The following is a 17,390-nucleotide window of genomic DNA, read 5'->3' on the forward strand; positions in this document are numbered from 1 at the left end:
AATATGAGAATAATTTATAAGATAATAGCGCTCATATTACTTGTTTTAGCTTTCAATTTTCTGTTAGAAATAATTGTCCCAGTCCCATTTGCCAACAGCGATTCAGAATTCATAAAGAAGCATGCAGATTATTTGAATAATCATTCTGAATCTGAGGTTCTTTTTTTGGGATCAAGTAGAGTTAAACATCACATTATTCCGTATGTATTTGACACAAGTTTGAATGAGAACAGAACTCTGGATAGCTACAACTTGGGTGTGTCCTTACTGACACCTCCTCACAGCTACTACCTTTTAGAAGAAATTCTAAACCATCCTGCAGAAGACCTCAAATTCATAATAATCGAAATGGAAAGAGTAACTGTATCCAAAAAGCAGGAGGCCTGTCATTTTCTTGATGCTGACGCTGTGTTCTTTTCCGGAAAAGCAATTTTAGATTCGGAAATGTCATATTACAAACGAGAATTCTTCACACAATTGGGCTTGGAATACTTCCGTGGATTGATGAACTATGGCTTTCTCAGTGAATACCCTCTGAACATGAAATACTCATCAGATATTGATGGTCTATATCAGAGAGGGTTCATGTCTATAGACCAACAATATATTCGATCTGGAAACAACAAACTTCTGGCAAGACGCCACAACTTGGACAGTCTTGAATTGGCACAAAAGAAAGCCATCAACACACCCTTGCATGACTCCATAGATCATATCAATCAAACTCACCTGGATAAGATTAATGATCTTATTGAACTATCCAATGATCGGGGTATTAGGCTGATATTCTTACTTGGCACCAGAACAGAATTTGATCATAAAGAACTTCGGGAATTGTACAATGCTATTAGTCCACACCATAAAATAGACCTCGGAAATAGTATAAAATTTCCCGAATTGTACTCAAAAGAATATTACTGGGATAGAGGACATTACAACGAAAAAGGAGCAATTTTATATACTAAAACCTTGGCCAAAGAATTTGATTCTTTAGTTTCACTTCACCCAATTGAAAATTTGAATTAATAAGAAGGCATGATCTCCGGTCAAAGTTCCGATACAACCAATGAGGCACAAAACTCAAGCTCAAGTCAGCATAAAACGATAGTTCATGGGCTCTGGATAGGCTCGCAACTTTCCACTCTTGAGCTCTTGACTATTCGATCATTTCAGCAACATGGGCATGAGTTTCACTTGTGGGTCTATGATGAGATTTTGACACCACTTCCTAATGGCACGGTCATAAATGACGCCAATAAAATCATTCGGGCAGAAGACATATTTAGCTACAATCATTCTAATCAATTCGGACATGGCCAAGGGAGCGTTGCGGGTTTTTCGGATATATTCAGATACAAACTACTGTATGAAATGGGTGGATGGTGGACTGATATGGATATCACTTGCTTGCGCCCATTAGACTTTGAGGCCCCATTTGTCTTTAGGACCCACACCACTCTTCCAGTAGTAGGTAATATCATGAAATGCCCGGCAGGAAGTCAATTAATGTTGGACTGTTATAAGCAGGCGGTTAGAGATGTCAATGCTGGAAACAAAAATTGGCTGAAGCCAATAGAAATATTAAATGCTAATATTAAAGCTCAAAAGCTAGAACATTACATACTGCCTAATATTTGCCTCCCAGATCATCACGGGTTAATACAAATCCTTCTAAATTTTAAATTAACCATTCCAGCCGATGCGTATTTCATCCATTGGATGAATGAAGAGTGGCGAAGCAAGAATAAAAACAAAAATCATTTCAGGATAGAATCAACTTATGGTAGTTTTTTACAAGAATTTGGTGTTGTTGAGACAGATTTTAATTGGTGGCAACTTTGGATGAATAACATCAAAGCATATAACCCATTACAACACATTCATTTACTATTATGGCATTATCCAAAATATTATTATTTATTAAAAGGAGTTAAGAAATTCATCAAAAAACGTATATTTTTAATGAAAGTGGAGCCAAGCAGTCCTGACCTGATATTCGATTTTATTCATAACAGAAAACGTGGATTTGCAAGACGTTAACGAACCCTCAATAAAAAACAAGGTTATCAATGGTCTTTGGATTGGTAATGAGTTGAGTAATTTAGAATTACTGACCATTCATTCTTTCATTAACAATGGGCATGAGTTTCACCTATGGGTGTATGAAGAATTAGAAAACCAACTGCCAGATGGAGCACTTCTAAAAAATGCAAATGACATTATTCCGAAAAATGACATATTTCGATATCAGAATCCCACTACCTGCGGTCTTGGTAAAGGCAGTGTGGCAGGATTTTCAGATATTTTTAGATACAAATTATTGTATGATATAGGCGGTTGGTGGGTAGACATGGATGTTACATGTATTAAACCCTTCAATATTGATCAGCCCTATATGTTTCCAACTGATCACAGCTTTATGGTGACCGGAAAAATCTTAAAAGCACTTAAGAAAAGCCAATTGATGCTAGATTGTTATACCGAGTCAATTCAAGTAATTGATGAAAATAATGATGATTGGGGCAGGCCCATTTCAATTTTAATAGAGAACGTAAAAAAACTGAATCTTGAAAAATATGCACTCAATGGGTTTATCAATCATGACAGTTTTGTATACGTAGATCTTTATAGAAATTACAACCTAAATCTTCCAGCCAACATCCACTCCTTTCACTGGTGTCATGAACTCTGGCGCAGCTACAATATTGATAAATCTAAATTTAAAAAAGAGAGTACCTATGGGCAATTATTAATCACTAATAATGTCATCTCACTTGATTCAGAAAACAATTGGAACGTCAATCACAACTTATTGAAGAATTTTCAACTACTGATGTTTCGGTTTTTCTTTACCTATCCCAATATTTGGCAATATTTGAAAAGCATTAAAAACAAAATTTCTTATCGCTACAATCTTTGGATCCCGTAACCATAAAAAAGCCCCATCCAAAATACCGGATGAGGCTAACACTGGTGAATGTCTGTCCGTCAGAATTAAATTTTGATACGATGCTCTTGAAGAGTATTGAGCGCGGTTTGCAACTCTCTCTTAAGTTTTGTTTGGTTTTCTCTGGATCGCTCTTGATGAGCTGTATACTCTTCTTCAGTTTTCGCCAGGTTAATTCTGGCTTCTTTGGTCACTCGACTGTTGCGTAAATACAACAAGTAAAGACTTGCTATCCCAGCCACCAAACCGGCTATGATCAACCAAACCATGGTATTGTATGTCGCCTTGCTCATAAGTATCCCCATAAAAGAAATAGAATCATTGAGCTCTTCGCTCGAGGCTAATGCAGACTTGGTTTCTTCTAATTCAGCATTTATTTGTGCAAGTCGGCTGGTGAGCGTACTCACCTCTGCTCTTGCAGAAGCAATTTTACCCTCTTTTACTTTGATGGTATCGGCTACCATGTTCCAGAAATTTTTCAGACGTGGCACTTTTACCAACTTGTACTCCTGCCATGAGGAGGTTTGATTTTCATAGAAATCGTTGAACTGCTCTTGAATGTTGTCTTGAGATTTGGCTGGTACCAAACTAAAGACAAAGAGCGCAATGGATAATAATGTTTTTCTTAAAATTGAAAGCTGCATGATACTGGCTATTACTATGGTGTTGTTCTTAAATGCAAAAATATGAATACTTTATCTTCTAATAATCATATGTAGTTTTATAACTGTTAAAGTTCTGGAATATTTTGTGAGTACATGCATCCGCTTCTAGTTTTTTACTAATTTGTCGAAAAAAAATATCTATGTACGACCTAGTATTGCTCACTGATTCCAGATTCACTGCGGATTATATACTTGATGAGTATTCAGAAAATGTAATTCTAGAAGATGGCCTGCTCATGTGTGCGCTAGCCGACAAAGGCCTTAATGTCCATAAGACCCATTGGAACGATGTCCATATGGATTGGTCTCAAACACGTACTGCGATCATTCGCACAACCTGGGATATCTACGAAGATGGTAATTTCAGCAAATTTGAACAATGGCTGGAGAATGTTAAAAGTCAGACTCAGCTAATCAACGAGTACTCAACTGTTCGCTGGAATTTGGATAAACACTATCTAATTGAACTGAATGAAAAAGGCATTCAAATACCTCCGACGATTTTTATTGAAAAGGGGGATACAAGATCTTTGAATGAAGTTCTGACTACTTCCAAATGGCAGAATCCTATTTTGAAACCTGCTATTTCTGGCGGCGGTCGCCATACTTACAAATTGGACAATAATGATATCTCCGAGATTTCGCCGGTCTATGCCCAGTTAATTCAAGAGGAATCCATGCTTTTACAAGAATTTCAGCACAACGTCGTCAGGAAGGGAGAGCTTACTTTGATGGTGTTTGGTGGCAAATACTCGCATGCAGTATTGAAAAAAGCCAAGCCTGGAGATTTTCGAGTCCAGGACGACTTTGGCGGTACCGTGCACCCTTATTCTCCTTCACCAGAAGAGATAGCCTTTGCAGAAAAAGTGGTGTCTGTCTGTGATCCTACCCCTCTGCAGGCTAGAGTTGATTTTATCTGGGACAACAATGAAGCACTCTGCGTATCGGAGCTCGAGTTGATTGAGCCCGAACTATGGTTTAGAAACAAATCTGGATCAGCAGACCAACTGGCTGAGCTAATAGTAAAAAAATACTTTGGTTGATCACTCAGAAGGTGAGAAAGTACTAAACGGTAGACTGGCAAAATACTTCGGTGCCTTCAATAGCCTGCTGCCATACCAGCTAAACATCTCGCCGTCGACCAGCAATACTTCAGCTTTAGGAAATAGTTGTCGAAACCTCTCCAGATGTTTATGTTTAAACGGATAAGGCTCAGAAGATAACAATACATAATCTGGTGAAAGCCCCGCAAGTTCAGCCTCTGTCAACTCAGGGTACCTTTTAAGATGTCCGGCGGCGTTTTCCATACCCAGCCAGGAAAGTGTATAGTCTATGAAATTTTCTGATGCCGCCACCATCAAGGGGTCTTGCCAAATAAAATAGAGTGCACGACTGCGAAAAATATTTTTCACCTGATCAAACTTGATTTTTATCCGATTAATCAAATCTATGGAGTCATTGAGTCTATCGGTCATTCGACCAATCGCATCAATAGTTTTCAACGCATCACCCAAATTGAATATATCGGACACATAGACTGGATAATCTTTATTGAGGCGCTCAATTCCCTCTTTGTAATTCTCTTCCTTATTGGCAATAATTAGATCAGGGTTTAAGCGCTCTATTTTCTCGAAATCAAATTTCTTTGTTCCTCCTATAATGGAGCACTTTTGACGGGCATTTTTAGGGTGTACACAAAATTTGGTAACACCAATGATCTCCTTTTCCAATCCCAGATCAAACAATAATTCTGTAAGTGACGGCACGAGTGAAATGATCCTGCGAGGTGGGCGGTCCAATCGGATGGTATTATTAATATCATCTGTGAAGATCATGCAATGCTAAGGTCTTGTGTTTCATACGCATAATTGATGCTTCTCTATCTACCAAGTTGTCCAACTCCGCCAAGGGTATCCAGGCCACTTCGAACGATTCGTTATTTTTTTTCAGTTGCTCTGGGTTGTTTGCAATAAACATGAATCTCACATCAAAATGCTCATGCTCCTGGATTCCTTTTCGCTCCGGGATGCTGTGAATATCCAAATCATAAAAGGATCGGCCTACGACTTTTATATCTGATACTCCTGTTTCTTCTCTGAGCTCTTTTTTAGCTACTTCTAACACATTTTCATTTCCATCCGCATGGCCTCCAGGCTGAAGCCAACGATCTAGTTTTTTATGATGTAGCATAGCCACATGGCTGTAATCAGATGTCAGAGTCCAGGCAGAGGCAGTTATATGTCCTGACAGTCGAGACCTATGATAGCAATCTTCAAAAAAAAGCAGGTCCAAAAACCTGCTTGTGTATTTTATCTCTTCCGTGTAGTGGCTGGCGTAAATTGCCAGTTCCGAACTAAGCCATTCCCTATTCACCCTACTCGATGATGGTGTTGACCTTATTGATTCTTCCTTCGACCAGAGAGTCTGTTTGTACCCCTGAACCAATATTGTTTTTGTCTTGAAAACTAGCAAGGATATAATACCGGACTGGATCTAATTTCTTGAATACTGCCACACCCTTTTTGTCTGTCACCTTTTGAGCCAATGGGTTTGTCTCCGCTCGATAGTCTTCTTCATTGTCAAATAAACTTACTTCAGCATCCTGTACAGGATTGCCCAATTCGTCCAATACAGAGACTTTAAGTGAGGTAGGAAGTATTTGACCAACATATTCGTAGGCGGAAGCCCCAAACATAAAGGCGGTTAGAATGATAATTATTACATGTTTTTTCATTTGACCAAATTAATTATTTGTGCAATTCAAAACAAATTTCATACCTGTATTGGATCTCAGATTATCGAATTAGTGCGACTCCACCTCGCTGCTCAATCTGTCCTAATTCGGGCATCAGGGTGCTTGTGAACCTCATTACATAAATATATGTATCAATTTTAAGCAATTTTCCTCGATACACTCCATCCCATCTAAAGTCAATACTATTGGATTGGTAGACTAACTCTCCCCATCTTGCAAAGATTTTGATTTCAAAATCATTGACATACGGGTTTGGATAGACAAAGAATTCATCGTTGATGCCTGGGGTAGTTTCTGGTGTAAAGGCATTCGGAGCATATACTCTTGGCAAGCAATCATCAATTACCTCTATGGCGTCTCTTATACAAGTAAATCCATTACTGAGCGTAACTTCATAAATACCGGCATCACTGGTGACATATACAGGATCAGTGGATAGGATGTTATCATCATTGATGATGGTCCATTCGTAAGTGCTAAACTGACCAGGGTCTAGCGAAACGGCATTGTTGGCAGGATCAGGGTCTTCACTACAAAAAGTCTCCCGCTCTCCAAGTAGCAGTTGATCTTCTGTAATTGGCAAAACCAATACATTTAAATCCGCATTCGCAGTACACGTACTTACTGTTGAGGCCACGTTGATATTATATAAACCGCTTTCACCAATTGATATCTCTGCGCTTTGATCATCTAGTACTGCTCCTGAAGGGGCTGTCCATTGAAAAATCACATCTTCTGTGATATTGGAATACGCAGTTAAAAATACTTCTTCATTTTCATCACAATTGGGAGTGGCTGCTGCAAAAACAGTCAGCTCGCTAAAAACATCCACTTGCCTGGAGGCTGTCCCGGTACAACCAGTACCCTGATCCAGAACCAACACGTCATAAGTTCCTGATGACACTATACCGCGGCGGGAGCCATTGGCTCCATTGTCCCACTGATATCCACCATTTCCAACCAAACCATTAGTCACATTTGCAAAAAGTATGAGACTACCCTCGCACTCCGCCCCTTCAGTCAAAATTTCTACCTCAGGTGCCGGACTTTGTACTACATTGACCGTTGTGGTCACCTCACAGAACCCTGCTCCAGAAGAAGTGACATTGTAGTTGCCTCCGGCTGATACAGTAATGGTTTCACCTAGTGATGAACCGACTATGCCAGTACCACTCCAGGTATAGCTAATACCGGGATCAACGGTAATCGGGAAAATACTAATTTCTCCTTCATCACCACAGATGTTTTGAGGGGTGGTAGTGTACTCAGCCAATGGACTGCCATCCAAAATAATATTGTCCAATGTTTGTATACAATTGTTACCACTTACCAATTCTTCAACTACGATAGAATATGTACCGGAGTCAAGATTGTTGACCGGGAAAGTCGGCGAAGGAGATGCTCCTGCTCCCACAACCAGTATTCCGAATTCATCATACAATTCATAAGTAACATTAGCCGGTGCTGGCCCAGCAAGTTCAAAGGTTAATAATCCATCACCAGGACAATCAGGGGTAGGTACATAGTTGTCAATCGTAAAACCTGCTCCTGCATCATCGACAGAAGCCACCTGACTAAGGGTACATCCTGTGAGCGTATTGGAAACAGCAATAGAATACCCTCCCGGTTGCAACACATTAGGCGTAGTGACCGTAGAAGGCCCAACTAGAGCCGTCAAGCCAATAGTAGAAGGCCCTGTGACCGAATAAGTAAAACTACCCGTATCTGTAACGTCTATATCTATGGTTCCATCGTCATTTCCACATCCAGTGGTAGTCCCTCCAACCGTCGTGAAAGTTGGTAAATTTTCTATGTTGAAAGCTACCTGATCAGTCGTTACACAATTCAGAATATCTTCAACTGTGACCTCATATACAAAAATGCCAGGGACAGACGTATCCACCGTCTGAGTACGTAGCACATTGCCGTTAGCAGATCCGTTGAGCAGCCAGGTATAAGTAGAGCCTGGATTAGCAGCATCCAGATCAGGGAAAGCTGTATCCTGACATATAATCTGATCTGTACCTAAATCTACTACCGGTCGGGTATCGTCTACAAAAGTTTCTCTAGGGTCTGATCTGCAACCTTCCGTATTGGTAATGAAAACTGTGATCAAACTTGGTGAGTTCACAGTAATTGATCTTGTGGTCTCTCCAGTAGACCATGTATAGCTAAATGCGGCAGTATCCACAGGCCAAGCTTCAAGTGTAATAGGCCCATTACACAAGGCTACAGCGTCAAGCACTGTTGGGTTGGCAGGAATCGGAAATATTTCTACAGGCTCTACAAACAGCGTATCCAAACCGCAACGATTGGTAACATTTAGGCTGACATTGTAGATACCAGAAAGGTTATAAATATGTGTGGTGTCTTCAACATTGGCCGAGGTACCATCATCAAATGACCAAAAGAATTCATCAATAACAGACGTGCCAGTACCGTCAAATGCTGTTGGTAGGCCAAGGCATGGGTTTGAGAATGCTATTCCGGGGCTCTGCGAACTCAAGGGCAGTTCCTGCACGAAGTTGGGCAAACCCAATCTACTTGTACGGCCAGATAAATCAAACCCACCATCATTGAATGAGGCTGCCGCGTCATCACTGTTGGGACTATTGATAGTGCCCATGGTAGTTTGTCCATCCACCGCCATATATATAATACCGTCTGAGCCTGTTTGCAGTGCTCCATATTGAAGAGTAGCGTCATTGCCAAGAACAAATTTTGTCGCTTCTATGTCATCCACCGCGGTAGGCGTGTAGAGGCTATCGAGGTCATATTGCAGTAGATTTGATCCGGATGGGCCGTTGGTACTGACATAGAGTCTTTGCAGACTGGAGGAAAACTCAACACCATAAATCACTGTAGGTGCAGACTCTTGAATGTCGACCTTGGCCAATCCTGTAATTTGGCCCGTGCTATCTGCGACTTGAAATATTTCAATGTAATTCTCATCAGTATCCTGAAATGCCAAAGCAAGTACGCCACCATCAGCGGCATATTTCATTTGGGCTTTGCCTGTCTTCTCTTCATCAAATCGCATCACGCTACCAGCAGCTGAGGTGACTGGTTGCCCAATACCAAACGGTGTAAGTGGGTATGATCTAAATTGATTATTTCCATACTCGTGTGTAACCAACCAAGTGATACCTTGCCCTAACCCAAAGGCGGTGATTCGCTCCGTGCTATTGGTAAACAAGGAGACATCTTTCACAATTACTTCTCCCTGTGCGGTATCCTTCCGCATATCAACTACGGCATATTTCATGTCGTAACTGAAATCTCCATACACAGGATCTGATGTAAACACGTAGTAGATGGAACTATCATTAGGTAGAGGCACGATCATTACACCCTGACTGGAATTAGGGTCGCCCCCAATGTTATCCCCATTATCCATTACCCTATGATTTTTATTCCAAATGGTCTCGCCGTTGGTATAGAATAGCACATCACCGTTTAAGTCGGACACCGAAGATGCTCCTTGAGCAGAACTCATCAAATTTGCATCGGTAATAGCAGAGGTGGCAGGCGGGTTAAAATCGATACCAGCATTTTCCCCAAAGTACCACTGATTCCTGAAAATATTTGTATCCTCATAAGTAGTCACCTGCACATAGTCATAATTGACACACCCTGTGGCAGCACTAACTACAGCGACCGAATATAGTCCTGTGGTGTCTACGTTAATACTTTGAGTAAACTCTCCGGTATTCCAGAAGTAGGAAGCTCCTCCTGCCCCAGCGTCATAAGTGAAGATTTCACCAACGCACCGTACGGTATCCATTCCCAGGTCAATCATCAGGTCATTGTCTACTACGGTCACGCCAGTGGTGTACGTTTCCATAATTCCGTTCAATTCGACCGTAAGCGAGACGTTATAAGTTCCAGCTGATTGATAAATATGTACAGGGTTAACCGCGTTGGTTGTGAAGCCATCACCAAGCTCCCAGAAATAGGACGACGGTGGCGGTTCTACATTGGAAAAAAACTTGGTGGTACGTAGTGCGCAAGTATCCAGATAACTAAACCCCACAGTATCGAATGCCTCGAAATGTGGCGCTGGAAAATGAGGAAACTGTGTGGCATTGATGGCTGAAGGTGAAAAAGCCAGGCTGTCATAATTCACATTGAAAAACAAGCTGTCCGCATTGTAAAGACTGTCGGCTTCGAGAATCACTCCTATTTCAATTGCATCAGTACTATTTTGTTGGTAGAGATGATATAGATTTTGATCGGGTCCACGCTGGATCCCATAACTTCTGAATACCGGTTGGAATAGAATCGAATTGACAGTATTCAACGGATCGTCAAGGTTATACTGATAGAGATTCGCTACTGTGCCGGTCCCACCATGGCGTGAGATATACAAATTTGCCCCATTGGAGGACCATTCTACATCATAAACTGCCTCAGTCGCAAAATCAGTATTCCCAGTGTTCAGGATCGCTGAATTGAGGGAAAGGGCACCGGTTGTGATATCAAAATTGTAAAGGGTAATGTTTCTGCTGGCGTCCCTTGGAGCTACAGCTAAGAGACTTGAGTCAGCATTGTAGGCAAATGAGGCGGCTTCAAAGTCTGGAGCTGAGACGTCATTCAGGTCAAAGACCTGTACAGCGCCTATTGTTCCATTGACAATTGACAGTACCTGATAGTCGTAAGTAGTTCGGTCGTTGGTGATGACCCAGTAATTGTCAATATCCTGCTGAATGACAATCATACCCTCTGCAGGGTTGGTTAGGCCAGTACTTAGGTTTTTTCTTGCAGCATCTACATCACCCAAAGGTGGCTCGCCTCCCACCGCGTTGCCCGTAGCATTCCTATCTACGACAGTATAGAGTATTTCAGCACCAGACCCACCTGGATTGGTGAAAATGTAATACTCACCATCATTGTATGGCATAGGCATCACGGACGCCGCTCGATTGATTGAAGCATCTCCAGCCAAACCGCCACCATTAGGGACCAGGTCGTGATTGGCATCGTAAACATTTTCCCCATCCGTGTAAAACAGTAAATTTCCTGTGACCGGGTCAGAGATCACCGCACCACCGCCTGTGCCAAAGGGCACAAATTGAATAGTATCCAGCTGGGCCCGGCCATCTGACTTGTTGAAAGTGATGGTAGTTGTAGAATTGCCAAAAAGCCAATTGTATTCTGAGTAGTTTTGTGCCTGAAGGGAATGGTTAAACGAAACTAAGAATAAGACAAATGCCAACAGGTGCACATATTTGCGCCTCAATGCATTCATCATATCGGTAAGGGTTCTCAAATCTTTAACTGTCCTTTTAAAAATTAATGCCGTATTTTAATTTTCGGCTAAAAATAACTCAATTACTATTATTAACGATGACAAAATATATTTCAATGCAATTGACCAACAAAAAATAATTCATTTCTCATTTGAGACAATATTTTATATTTTGCAACGATTCTATTTAAGGGCATAAGCTTTATTCAAACTAACAGATGCTAAGAATTTCTTTCATTTTTTTAATTATAGCAGCCCTGCTGACTACTAACAAGGTTCTAGCCCAAGACCCTCAGTTTTCGCAGTACTACTCAGCGCCTCTGTATCTCAATCCCGCACTAGCAGGAATTACCCAACAGGGTCGTGCAGGTATCAACTATAGGAATCAATGGCCATCAATCGCAGCCAATTTTGAGACCTTTTCTGTATATGTCGATAATAACTTCGATGAGAAAAATAGCAGTGTCGGACTACTATTTGTAAATGATAAAGAAGGCCTCGTTGGATTACAGTCTAATGAAATAGCACTTCAATACGCCTATCAGGTCAATGTAAATTATAAATGGGTCTTCAGACCGGCATTTCAGGTGTCATATACTTCCCGCAATGTGAACTTCAATAAATTGGTGTTCGGTGATCAACTGGATAGCAATGGTAATACTGGAAACCCTAGTGCAGAGCAATTTAATACTGACTGGAAAGTCAATTACTTCGATATCGGGCTTGGCGGCGTGGTCTATTCTGCCAGAGCATGGATAGGAGTATCTATGCATCACATTAGAGAACCAAATCAATCGTTCTTAGGTGAAAGTAGCCCATTGCCTCAAAAATTATCCATTCATGGCGGATATCTTATTCCCTTGAATACAGGCTACTCAAAAGGTGAGACGGCTTCTGGCGCCAGAAGAAATATTTCGCCAACTTTCAATTATAGAGCTCAGGGAGAGTTCAATCAATTAGACCTTGGCATGTACTTCACATGGGATCCTATCATCTTTGGCTTGTGGTACAGAGGTATTCCGATAAAATCTCCAGAGGGCGGTGGATCAAATAATGAATCCTTAATATTTATGTTTGGGGTGACACAGAAGAAATTTACAATTGGCTATAGTTTTGATTACACCTTGTCTAATCTTGGTATTCAGAGCGGAGGAGCTCATGAGGTATCGCTTATCTATAGTTTCAAATGGGGAGACCCACGCAAGCCATCACGGTCAGTCCGGGAGCTGAAATGCCCACTACCAATGATATTCTAAAATCATCTCCATTCTAAATTCTCATTCTTTCCATTATATTTAGTTTTGCCCAAAATTAAGTCTATGGATTATCAAAACATTCTTTACCTGCTCATTGGCATTCTTACTTTCGAGTTTTTGCTTAGTAAGCTATTAGGCATCCTTAATAATAGGAGCAGAAAGCAGCCGATTCCACCAGAGTTAGAAGGTATTTATGATGAAGAAAAATATGTAACTGCACAGGCTTATCAATCTGAAGTCTTCCAATTTTCGATACTTAGCTCGACCTTCAGTTTTGTGGTTATGATCACCTTCTTATGGGTCGGTGGATTTGGATGGTTGGATGAATACTTGAGAGGAATAGCTCCTATAGAACCTCTTACTTCTTTATATTTTTTTGGTGTAGTCTATTTAGCTTCTGACCTTTTAGGGATTCCATTCGATTTGTATGGCACTTTCGTAATAGAAGAGAAATATGGGTTCAATAAGATGACAGCCAAAACTTTTGTACTTGACAAGTTAAAGGGATATGTCTTGGCGATAATTTTAGGAGGAATCATTGCTTCACTTTTCATAGTGATGGTTATGTTTTTCGAGTCCAACTTTTGGATATTTTTCTGGATTGCAATTAGTGTGTTTATGATTTTCATCAACATGTTTTACACTTCACTAATTATTCCATTGTTTAATAAGCTGAGTCCATTAGAGGATGGCGAGCTAAAGTCTGCTATTACCGAATACAGTCAAAAGGTTGGCTTTAATCTGAAAAATATTTTTGTCATAGATGGATCAAAGAGGTCCTCTAAGGGCAATGCCTTTTTTTCTGGCCTTGGTAGCAAGAAGAAGGTGGTGTTGTATGATACATTGATTGATAATCATACCAATGATGAATTAGTCGGAGTACTGGCTCATGAAGTTGGCCACTATAAAAAGAAGCACATCATATGGTCGATGCTCCTAAGTATCCTTCAAACTGGCTTTATGTTATGGCTGCTATCGAAATTTATTGGAAGCAGTGATATTTCCTGGGCCATGGGAGGGAACGTTACTGCACTTCATTTAAACGTATTTGCCTTTGCTATTCTATTCTCACCTATATCCACAATCCTAGGCATTTTCATGAACATGTATAGTAGGAAAAACGAATATGAAGCAGACGCGTATGCCGTGAAGACTTTTCGCAAGGAACCCTTAATCTCTGCCTTAAAGAAATTAACTTCTGATAATCTTGGTAATCTTACCCCACACCCTTGGTACGAGTTTATGAATTATTCGCATCCAAGTTTACTAAAGAGGATACAAGCTATGCAGCGAATCAAATAAAGTCAATCTCTGATCGGAAAGGAAATTTCATGAAGTAGGTATAGGCCTCGGTTACGCTCATGTTGCCTTCAATGATATTGTGTAGCGTCTCTGTAATTGGCACTCGTATATTGTAGCTTTCCGCCAGGATATTTATGATTTTTATGGTGTTCACCCCTTCTGCAACTTCGTCCATTGAAGCTATGATTTCTTCAAGTTTCTCTCCTTTCGCAAGTCTATAACCTACAGAGAAGTTTCGGCTAAGTTTTGAGCTGCAGGTTGCTACTAAATCGCCTACGCCAGCTAACCCTAAAAAGGCCTTTGTATTACCTCCAAGAGCGTTTCCTATGTACACCATTTCCACCATACCACGACTGATCAGCATGGCTCTAGAATTTTCACCAAGTCCCATTCCACTTAGCATTCCAGTCCCTATGGCAATAATATTCTTAAGAACACCACAGAGTTCAATACCAATGAGATCATTGCTGCCATATACTAAAAATCGGTCATTTTTCAACAACTTTTGTCCTTGATCAATCACTTCTTCAAAGTGGCTTGCCACTACTGTAGCTGCAGGCTGTTTCTCTTCAAGCTCCTTGGCAAGGTTTGGTCCTGCAAGACATCCAACTCTCAATACTGAAGTTTCTTCGAGAATGACTTCGCTCATTGTTCTCACATGTCGGCGAGAAAGGGGATTTTCTTTAGACATTTGCTCACCCTCCGGCCAATTAAGGTCTAGTCCTTTGGTGCCATGAATGAGAATATGATAAGGTCGTAAATATGGTGCTAAATCTCGAATCATACTTCTGAAATTGGCAGAAGGAACGATAGGAAAAATAATTTCACACCGAGTCCCTATTTCTGAGAGCTGATTCGTGATTTCGATATTTTTGTCATACCGAGATTTGCCGGTCTTTATATCCTTCTCTATTTGTTCATATTTCTTACTATCCCGAATATAAAGAAGGACATTTGTTTTTTCGGCTAGCATATTTGCTATGGCAGATCCAAAACTACCTGCCCCTATTACACCGACAAGTTTGTCAGAGGTACTTTTCGAGTTCATAGCCTTCGAGCCTGTTGTGATAAAAGTAAAGCAAATTCATGTTTCGAATTTCTAGATCTCCATTCTTTGAAAACCCAAGTGGAGGCTGTGCATGATACATACCTAAATTTTTAACACCATGCTTAATTACCTCGTCTTTGCCACGATTGAGATGATTAGCTAGCCCAACTTCGCCTGCATCTTTCATCGCTTTTAAAGCATCCAGCAGATTTGAAAGACACTCCTTAAATTCCTCATATGGAATAATCAATTCCTCGTCAGACAGTCTTAACAATCCATATAAATCAAGTGTCGGATGTTTTCTTTCAAGCATTCTAAAGGCAGTAAAGGCTACCAAATGGCTAGAGAAGACACGATTATTCCTATGGAATTCTTCTACTATTTTTTTACCTAGGATTCGATTATATTCCTGTTCACGTTGAGGGTCTTCAGTAATTTCGCCATTCGATTTGAAATAGTCCTTTAGATCAATTTCATTGCCATGCTTATCAATACTTTTGCCGTTAATATCTACCTCATTTCCAAGCACATCCAGTGCTTTGCCAATTGTAGCTGAGATATCCGATCCTCTCGTGAAAAATTTCATTAGAAATTTCGATATTTTAAATGATGTTGTGAATTCATCATTCTCCTCATAATACCTTTCTTGTCCTTGACTTTTCAGATAGTCATTGATCAAACTAGGAGCTTCCAGAACAAAATGATAATTCAGGGTAACAGGGACAATAAAAACTTTTTTATCATCAGGGTTTTCTTCATATTGAAAAATCTGACGTTGTGCTTCTATTGTCGTACCCAGAAGGCCCAGCTTGAGTGCTTTCTCTATCTTTCCACTTCTAGACCGAGTGCCTCCAGGAAAAAACAAACTGTGACATCCCTCTCTTAAGGCAATCGTAGAATATGATTTTAGACATTCTAAATAGATTGAATTCTTTTTTCGCCTGTCCACCTTGTATGCTCCTACACTATTCATGAAATAGGCAAATACGCGAAGGTTAAACAAATTGAGGCCTGCTCCATATATAAACGGTGGTAGCCCCAAAAACTGAATTATCCAACCAATCAGGACAGAATCAATATTGCTAAAGTGGGTAGGAACCATCACAACGGTTCCCAATTTTGCTAATTTCCTTAATTGATCGACTTCGCCCTTAATGTGAATTTTGTCATCAAGGTCTAGCTGATTGCTAAACAAAGACCAAGGTCCCTTTACTCTTGCTGCGTTCAATAACCTTCCAAAGCCTATCGTGACTAACGTCCTTGCTACATGATAATGAGATGGATTAAAATTACCTGCTATCTCATTACCATATCGATTTAGAATTTCTTTTAGAATCTCCTTAAGGCGTGTGCTTTGATCCTTTTTATCAACGCCATCAAGTTTGATGATTCGCTGTTGAATTCCATCCCAAAATGAGTAATCATCTTTAGGATCAACTCTCCATGGGTGGTTTTTAGCTCGTTGTTTTTCCCTAAAGGCGGTCATCTCAATCTCTTCACGAAGCGTGCGGCCACGATTGAGCGACATCATGTTGTCAAAGCTCTCTTCTACTACCAGTTGAATAAACTCATCCCTTTTTTGGGCCATTTGTACTACCGGCCAATTTTTAGTACTCTTAAGAATGGGTTTATATCTTGCCTTTTTATTCCTTCTCCTTATCACCAATGGCTTCATAGAATTAAATTAAAAAGGATGAATGCATCATTCACCCCTTTGGACAGGCAAATTAACGAATTCTAGACGATTTATGACGTGAAAAGTAAGGATATACTGAAACATCTATAATTTCTCTGGGGATTGAATTTTCGCTCTTGTTGATTTTAAAATTAGATAATATTGATTTTGAATGAATTTCATAAAATTCAAGTTTGCGCTGATATGCGCATTCATTACAAAGTCAATAGGTAACTCATAAGGAGTCACTGTCACTGGCTAGATTATTTGTTGTTTTTGTTGTGTTGACGATTAAGTTGTCAAAGTGCTAGACTGCTGGGTATCGGTATTGGTGGTAGTACTGATGGAGCATAAAAAAAACCCTGACTAAATAAATAATCAGGGTTTGTTGATAAAATCTGGCGACGACCTACTCTCCCGCGTATTACCGTAGTACCATCGGCGCTGAGTGGCTTAACTGCTCTGTTCGGAATGGGAAGAGGTGGACACACTCG

The 17,390-nt window shown here is 40.3% G+C and carries 13 protein-coding genes and 1 rRNA gene; 6 read left to right on the top strand and 8 right to left on the bottom strand.

The window, feature by feature from the left end:
• The first annotated feature begins 3 nt into the window (after positions 1-3).
• The 3 genes from ABJF11_RS00810 to ABJF11_RS00820 all read left to right on the top strand — a co-directional run bounded on the left by ABJF11_RS00810 (position 4) and on the right by ABJF11_RS00820 (position 2,929).
• Complete coding sequence (locus ABJF11_RS00810) at positions 4-1,026, top strand: hypothetical protein (RefSeq protein ID WP_348117234.1); 1,023 nt, start codon at positions 4-6, stop codon at positions 1,024-1,026.
• Between the two features lie 189 nt (positions 1,027-1,215).
• Positions 1,216-2,040 carry a glycosyltransferase gene (locus tag ABJF11_RS00815; RefSeq protein ID WP_348117235.1) on the top strand — a complete coding sequence of 275 codons (825 nt, stop codon included), beginning with the start codon at positions 1,216-1,218 and terminating at the stop codon, positions 2,038-2,040.
• Positions 2,021-2,929 (top strand): glycosyltransferase, encoded by a 909-nt coding sequence (locus ABJF11_RS00820; RefSeq protein ID WP_348117236.1) that lies wholly within the window; start codon positions 2,021-2,023, stop codon positions 2,927-2,929. Before ABJF11_RS00815 ends, ABJF11_RS00820 begins: the two co-directional genes overlap by 20 nt.
• A gap of 65 nt (positions 2,930-2,994) precedes the next feature.
• On the opposite strand, the gene ABJF11_RS00825 is transcribed toward ABJF11_RS00820, so the two are convergent.
• Entirely contained in the window at positions 2,995-3,591 is a 597-nt protein-coding gene (locus tag ABJF11_RS00825; protein WP_348117237.1) for a hypothetical protein, read from the bottom strand.
• Between the two features lie 161 nt (positions 3,592-3,752).
• On the opposite strand from ABJF11_RS00825, the gene ABJF11_RS00830 reads away from it, so the two are divergent.
• Positions 3,753-4,655, top strand: coding sequence for a hypothetical protein (locus tag ABJF11_RS00830; RefSeq protein WP_348117238.1), 903 nt, complete (start codon positions 3,753-3,755; stop codon positions 4,653-4,655).
• Here ABJF11_RS00830 and ABJF11_RS00835 read toward each other — a convergent pair whose 3' ends face one another.
• The 4 genes from ABJF11_RS00835 to ABJF11_RS00850 all read right to left on the bottom strand — a co-directional run bounded on the left by ABJF11_RS00835 (position 4,656) and on the right by ABJF11_RS00850 (position 11,618).
• The gene (locus ABJF11_RS00835) at positions 4,656-5,447 is read right to left on the bottom strand and encodes a helical backbone metal receptor (protein WP_348117239.1); all 792 of its coding nucleotides are present in this window, start codon (positions 5,445-5,447) and stop codon (positions 4,656-4,658) included.
• Entirely contained in the window at positions 5,431-5,985 is a 555-nt protein-coding gene (locus ABJF11_RS00840; RefSeq protein ID WP_348117240.1) for an NUDIX hydrolase, read from the bottom strand. The genes ABJF11_RS00835 and ABJF11_RS00840 overlap by 17 nt, the downstream gene beginning before the upstream one ends.
• Position 5,986: 1 nt before the next feature.
• Positions 5,987-6,346, bottom strand: a complete 360-nt coding sequence (locus ABJF11_RS00845) for a carboxypeptidase-like regulatory domain-containing protein (protein WP_348117241.1) — start codon at positions 6,344-6,346, stop codon at positions 5,987-5,989.
• A 61-nt stretch (positions 6,347-6,407) separates the two neighbouring features.
• Positions 6,408-11,618 carry a PKD domain-containing protein gene (locus tag ABJF11_RS00850; protein ID WP_348117242.1) on the bottom strand — a complete coding sequence of 1,737 codons (5,211 nt, stop codon included), beginning with the start codon at positions 11,616-11,618 and terminating at the stop codon, positions 6,408-6,410.
• Positions 11,619-11,833: 215 nt separating this feature from the next.
• Here ABJF11_RS00850 and ABJF11_RS00855 point away from each other — a divergent pair, with 215 nt between their 5' ends.
• Together ABJF11_RS00855 and ABJF11_RS00860 are read left to right on the top strand one after the other, a co-directional pair.
• Positions 11,834-12,871 carry a type IX secretion system membrane protein PorP/SprF gene (locus tag ABJF11_RS00855; protein WP_348117243.1) on the top strand — a complete coding sequence of 346 codons (1,038 nt, stop codon included), beginning with the start codon at positions 11,834-11,836 and terminating at the stop codon, positions 12,869-12,871.
• A 63-nt stretch (positions 12,872-12,934) separates the two neighbouring features.
• Positions 12,935-14,173 (top strand): M48 family metallopeptidase, encoded by a 1,239-nt coding sequence (locus ABJF11_RS00860; RefSeq protein ID WP_348117244.1) that lies wholly within the window; start codon positions 12,935-12,937, stop codon positions 14,171-14,173.
• Here the strand turns inward: ABJF11_RS00860 and ABJF11_RS00865 are convergent.
• The 3 genes from ABJF11_RS00865 to rrf all read right to left on the bottom strand — a co-directional run.
• Positions 14,166-15,221, bottom strand: a complete 1,056-nt coding sequence (locus ABJF11_RS00865; RefSeq protein WP_348117245.1) for an NAD(P)H-dependent glycerol-3-phosphate dehydrogenase — start codon at positions 15,219-15,221, stop codon at positions 14,166-14,168. The two genes, ABJF11_RS00860 and ABJF11_RS00865, sit on opposite strands and share 8 nt — an antisense overlap.
• Positions 15,199-16,809: a 1-acyl-sn-glycerol-3-phosphate acyltransferase gene (locus ABJF11_RS00870; protein WP_348117247.1), complete on the bottom strand. Its 1,611-nt coding sequence runs from the start codon at positions 16,807-16,809 to the stop codon at positions 15,199-15,201. The genes ABJF11_RS00865 and ABJF11_RS00870 overlap by 23 nt, the downstream gene beginning before the upstream one ends.
• Positions 16,810-17,292: 483 nt before the next feature.
• Positions 17,293-17,390 (bottom strand): 5S ribosomal RNA (gene rrf / locus ABJF11_RS00875); the annotation flags it as partial.

This window comes from Reichenbachiella sp., from assembly GCF_039941815.1.
In the GTDB taxonomy this organism is placed as follows: Bacteria; Bacteroidota; Bacteroidia; order Cytophagales; family Cyclobacteriaceae; genus Reichenbachiella.

Coding starts and splice junctions, on each gene's coding strand:
- ABJF11_RS00810 (WP_348117234.1), top strand. CDS start 4: ATGAGAATAATTTATAAGATAATAGCGCTCATATTACTTGTTTTAGCT.
- ABJF11_RS00825 (WP_348117237.1), bottom strand. CDS start 3,591: ATGCAGCTTTCAATTTTAAGAAAAACATTATTATCCATTGCGCTCTTT.
- ABJF11_RS00830 (WP_348117238.1), top strand. CDS start 3,753: ATGTACGACCTAGTATTGCTCACTGATTCCAGATTCACTGCGGATTAT.
- ABJF11_RS00835 (WP_348117239.1), bottom strand. CDS start 5,447: ATGATCTTCACAGATGATATTAATAATACCATCCGATTGGACCGCCCA.
- ABJF11_RS00845 (WP_348117241.1), bottom strand. CDS start 6,346: ATGAAAAAACATGTAATAATTATCATTCTAACCGCCTTTATGTTTGGG.
- ABJF11_RS00850 (WP_348117242.1), bottom strand. CDS start 11,618: ATGATGAATGCATTGAGGCGCAAATATGTGCACCTGTTGGCATTTGTC.
- ABJF11_RS00855 (WP_348117243.1), top strand. CDS start 11,834: ATGCTAAGAATTTCTTTCATTTTTTTAATTATAGCAGCCCTGCTGACT.
- ABJF11_RS00860 (WP_348117244.1), top strand. CDS start 12,935: ATGGATTATCAAAACATTCTTTACCTGCTCATTGGCATTCTTACTTTC.
- ABJF11_RS00865 (WP_348117245.1), bottom strand. CDS start 15,221: ATGAACTCGAAAAGTACCTCTGACAAACTTGTCGGTGTAATAGGGGCA.
- ABJF11_RS00870 (WP_348117247.1), bottom strand. CDS start 16,809: ATGGCCCAAAAAAGGGATGAGTTTATTCAACTGGTAGTAGAAGAGAGC.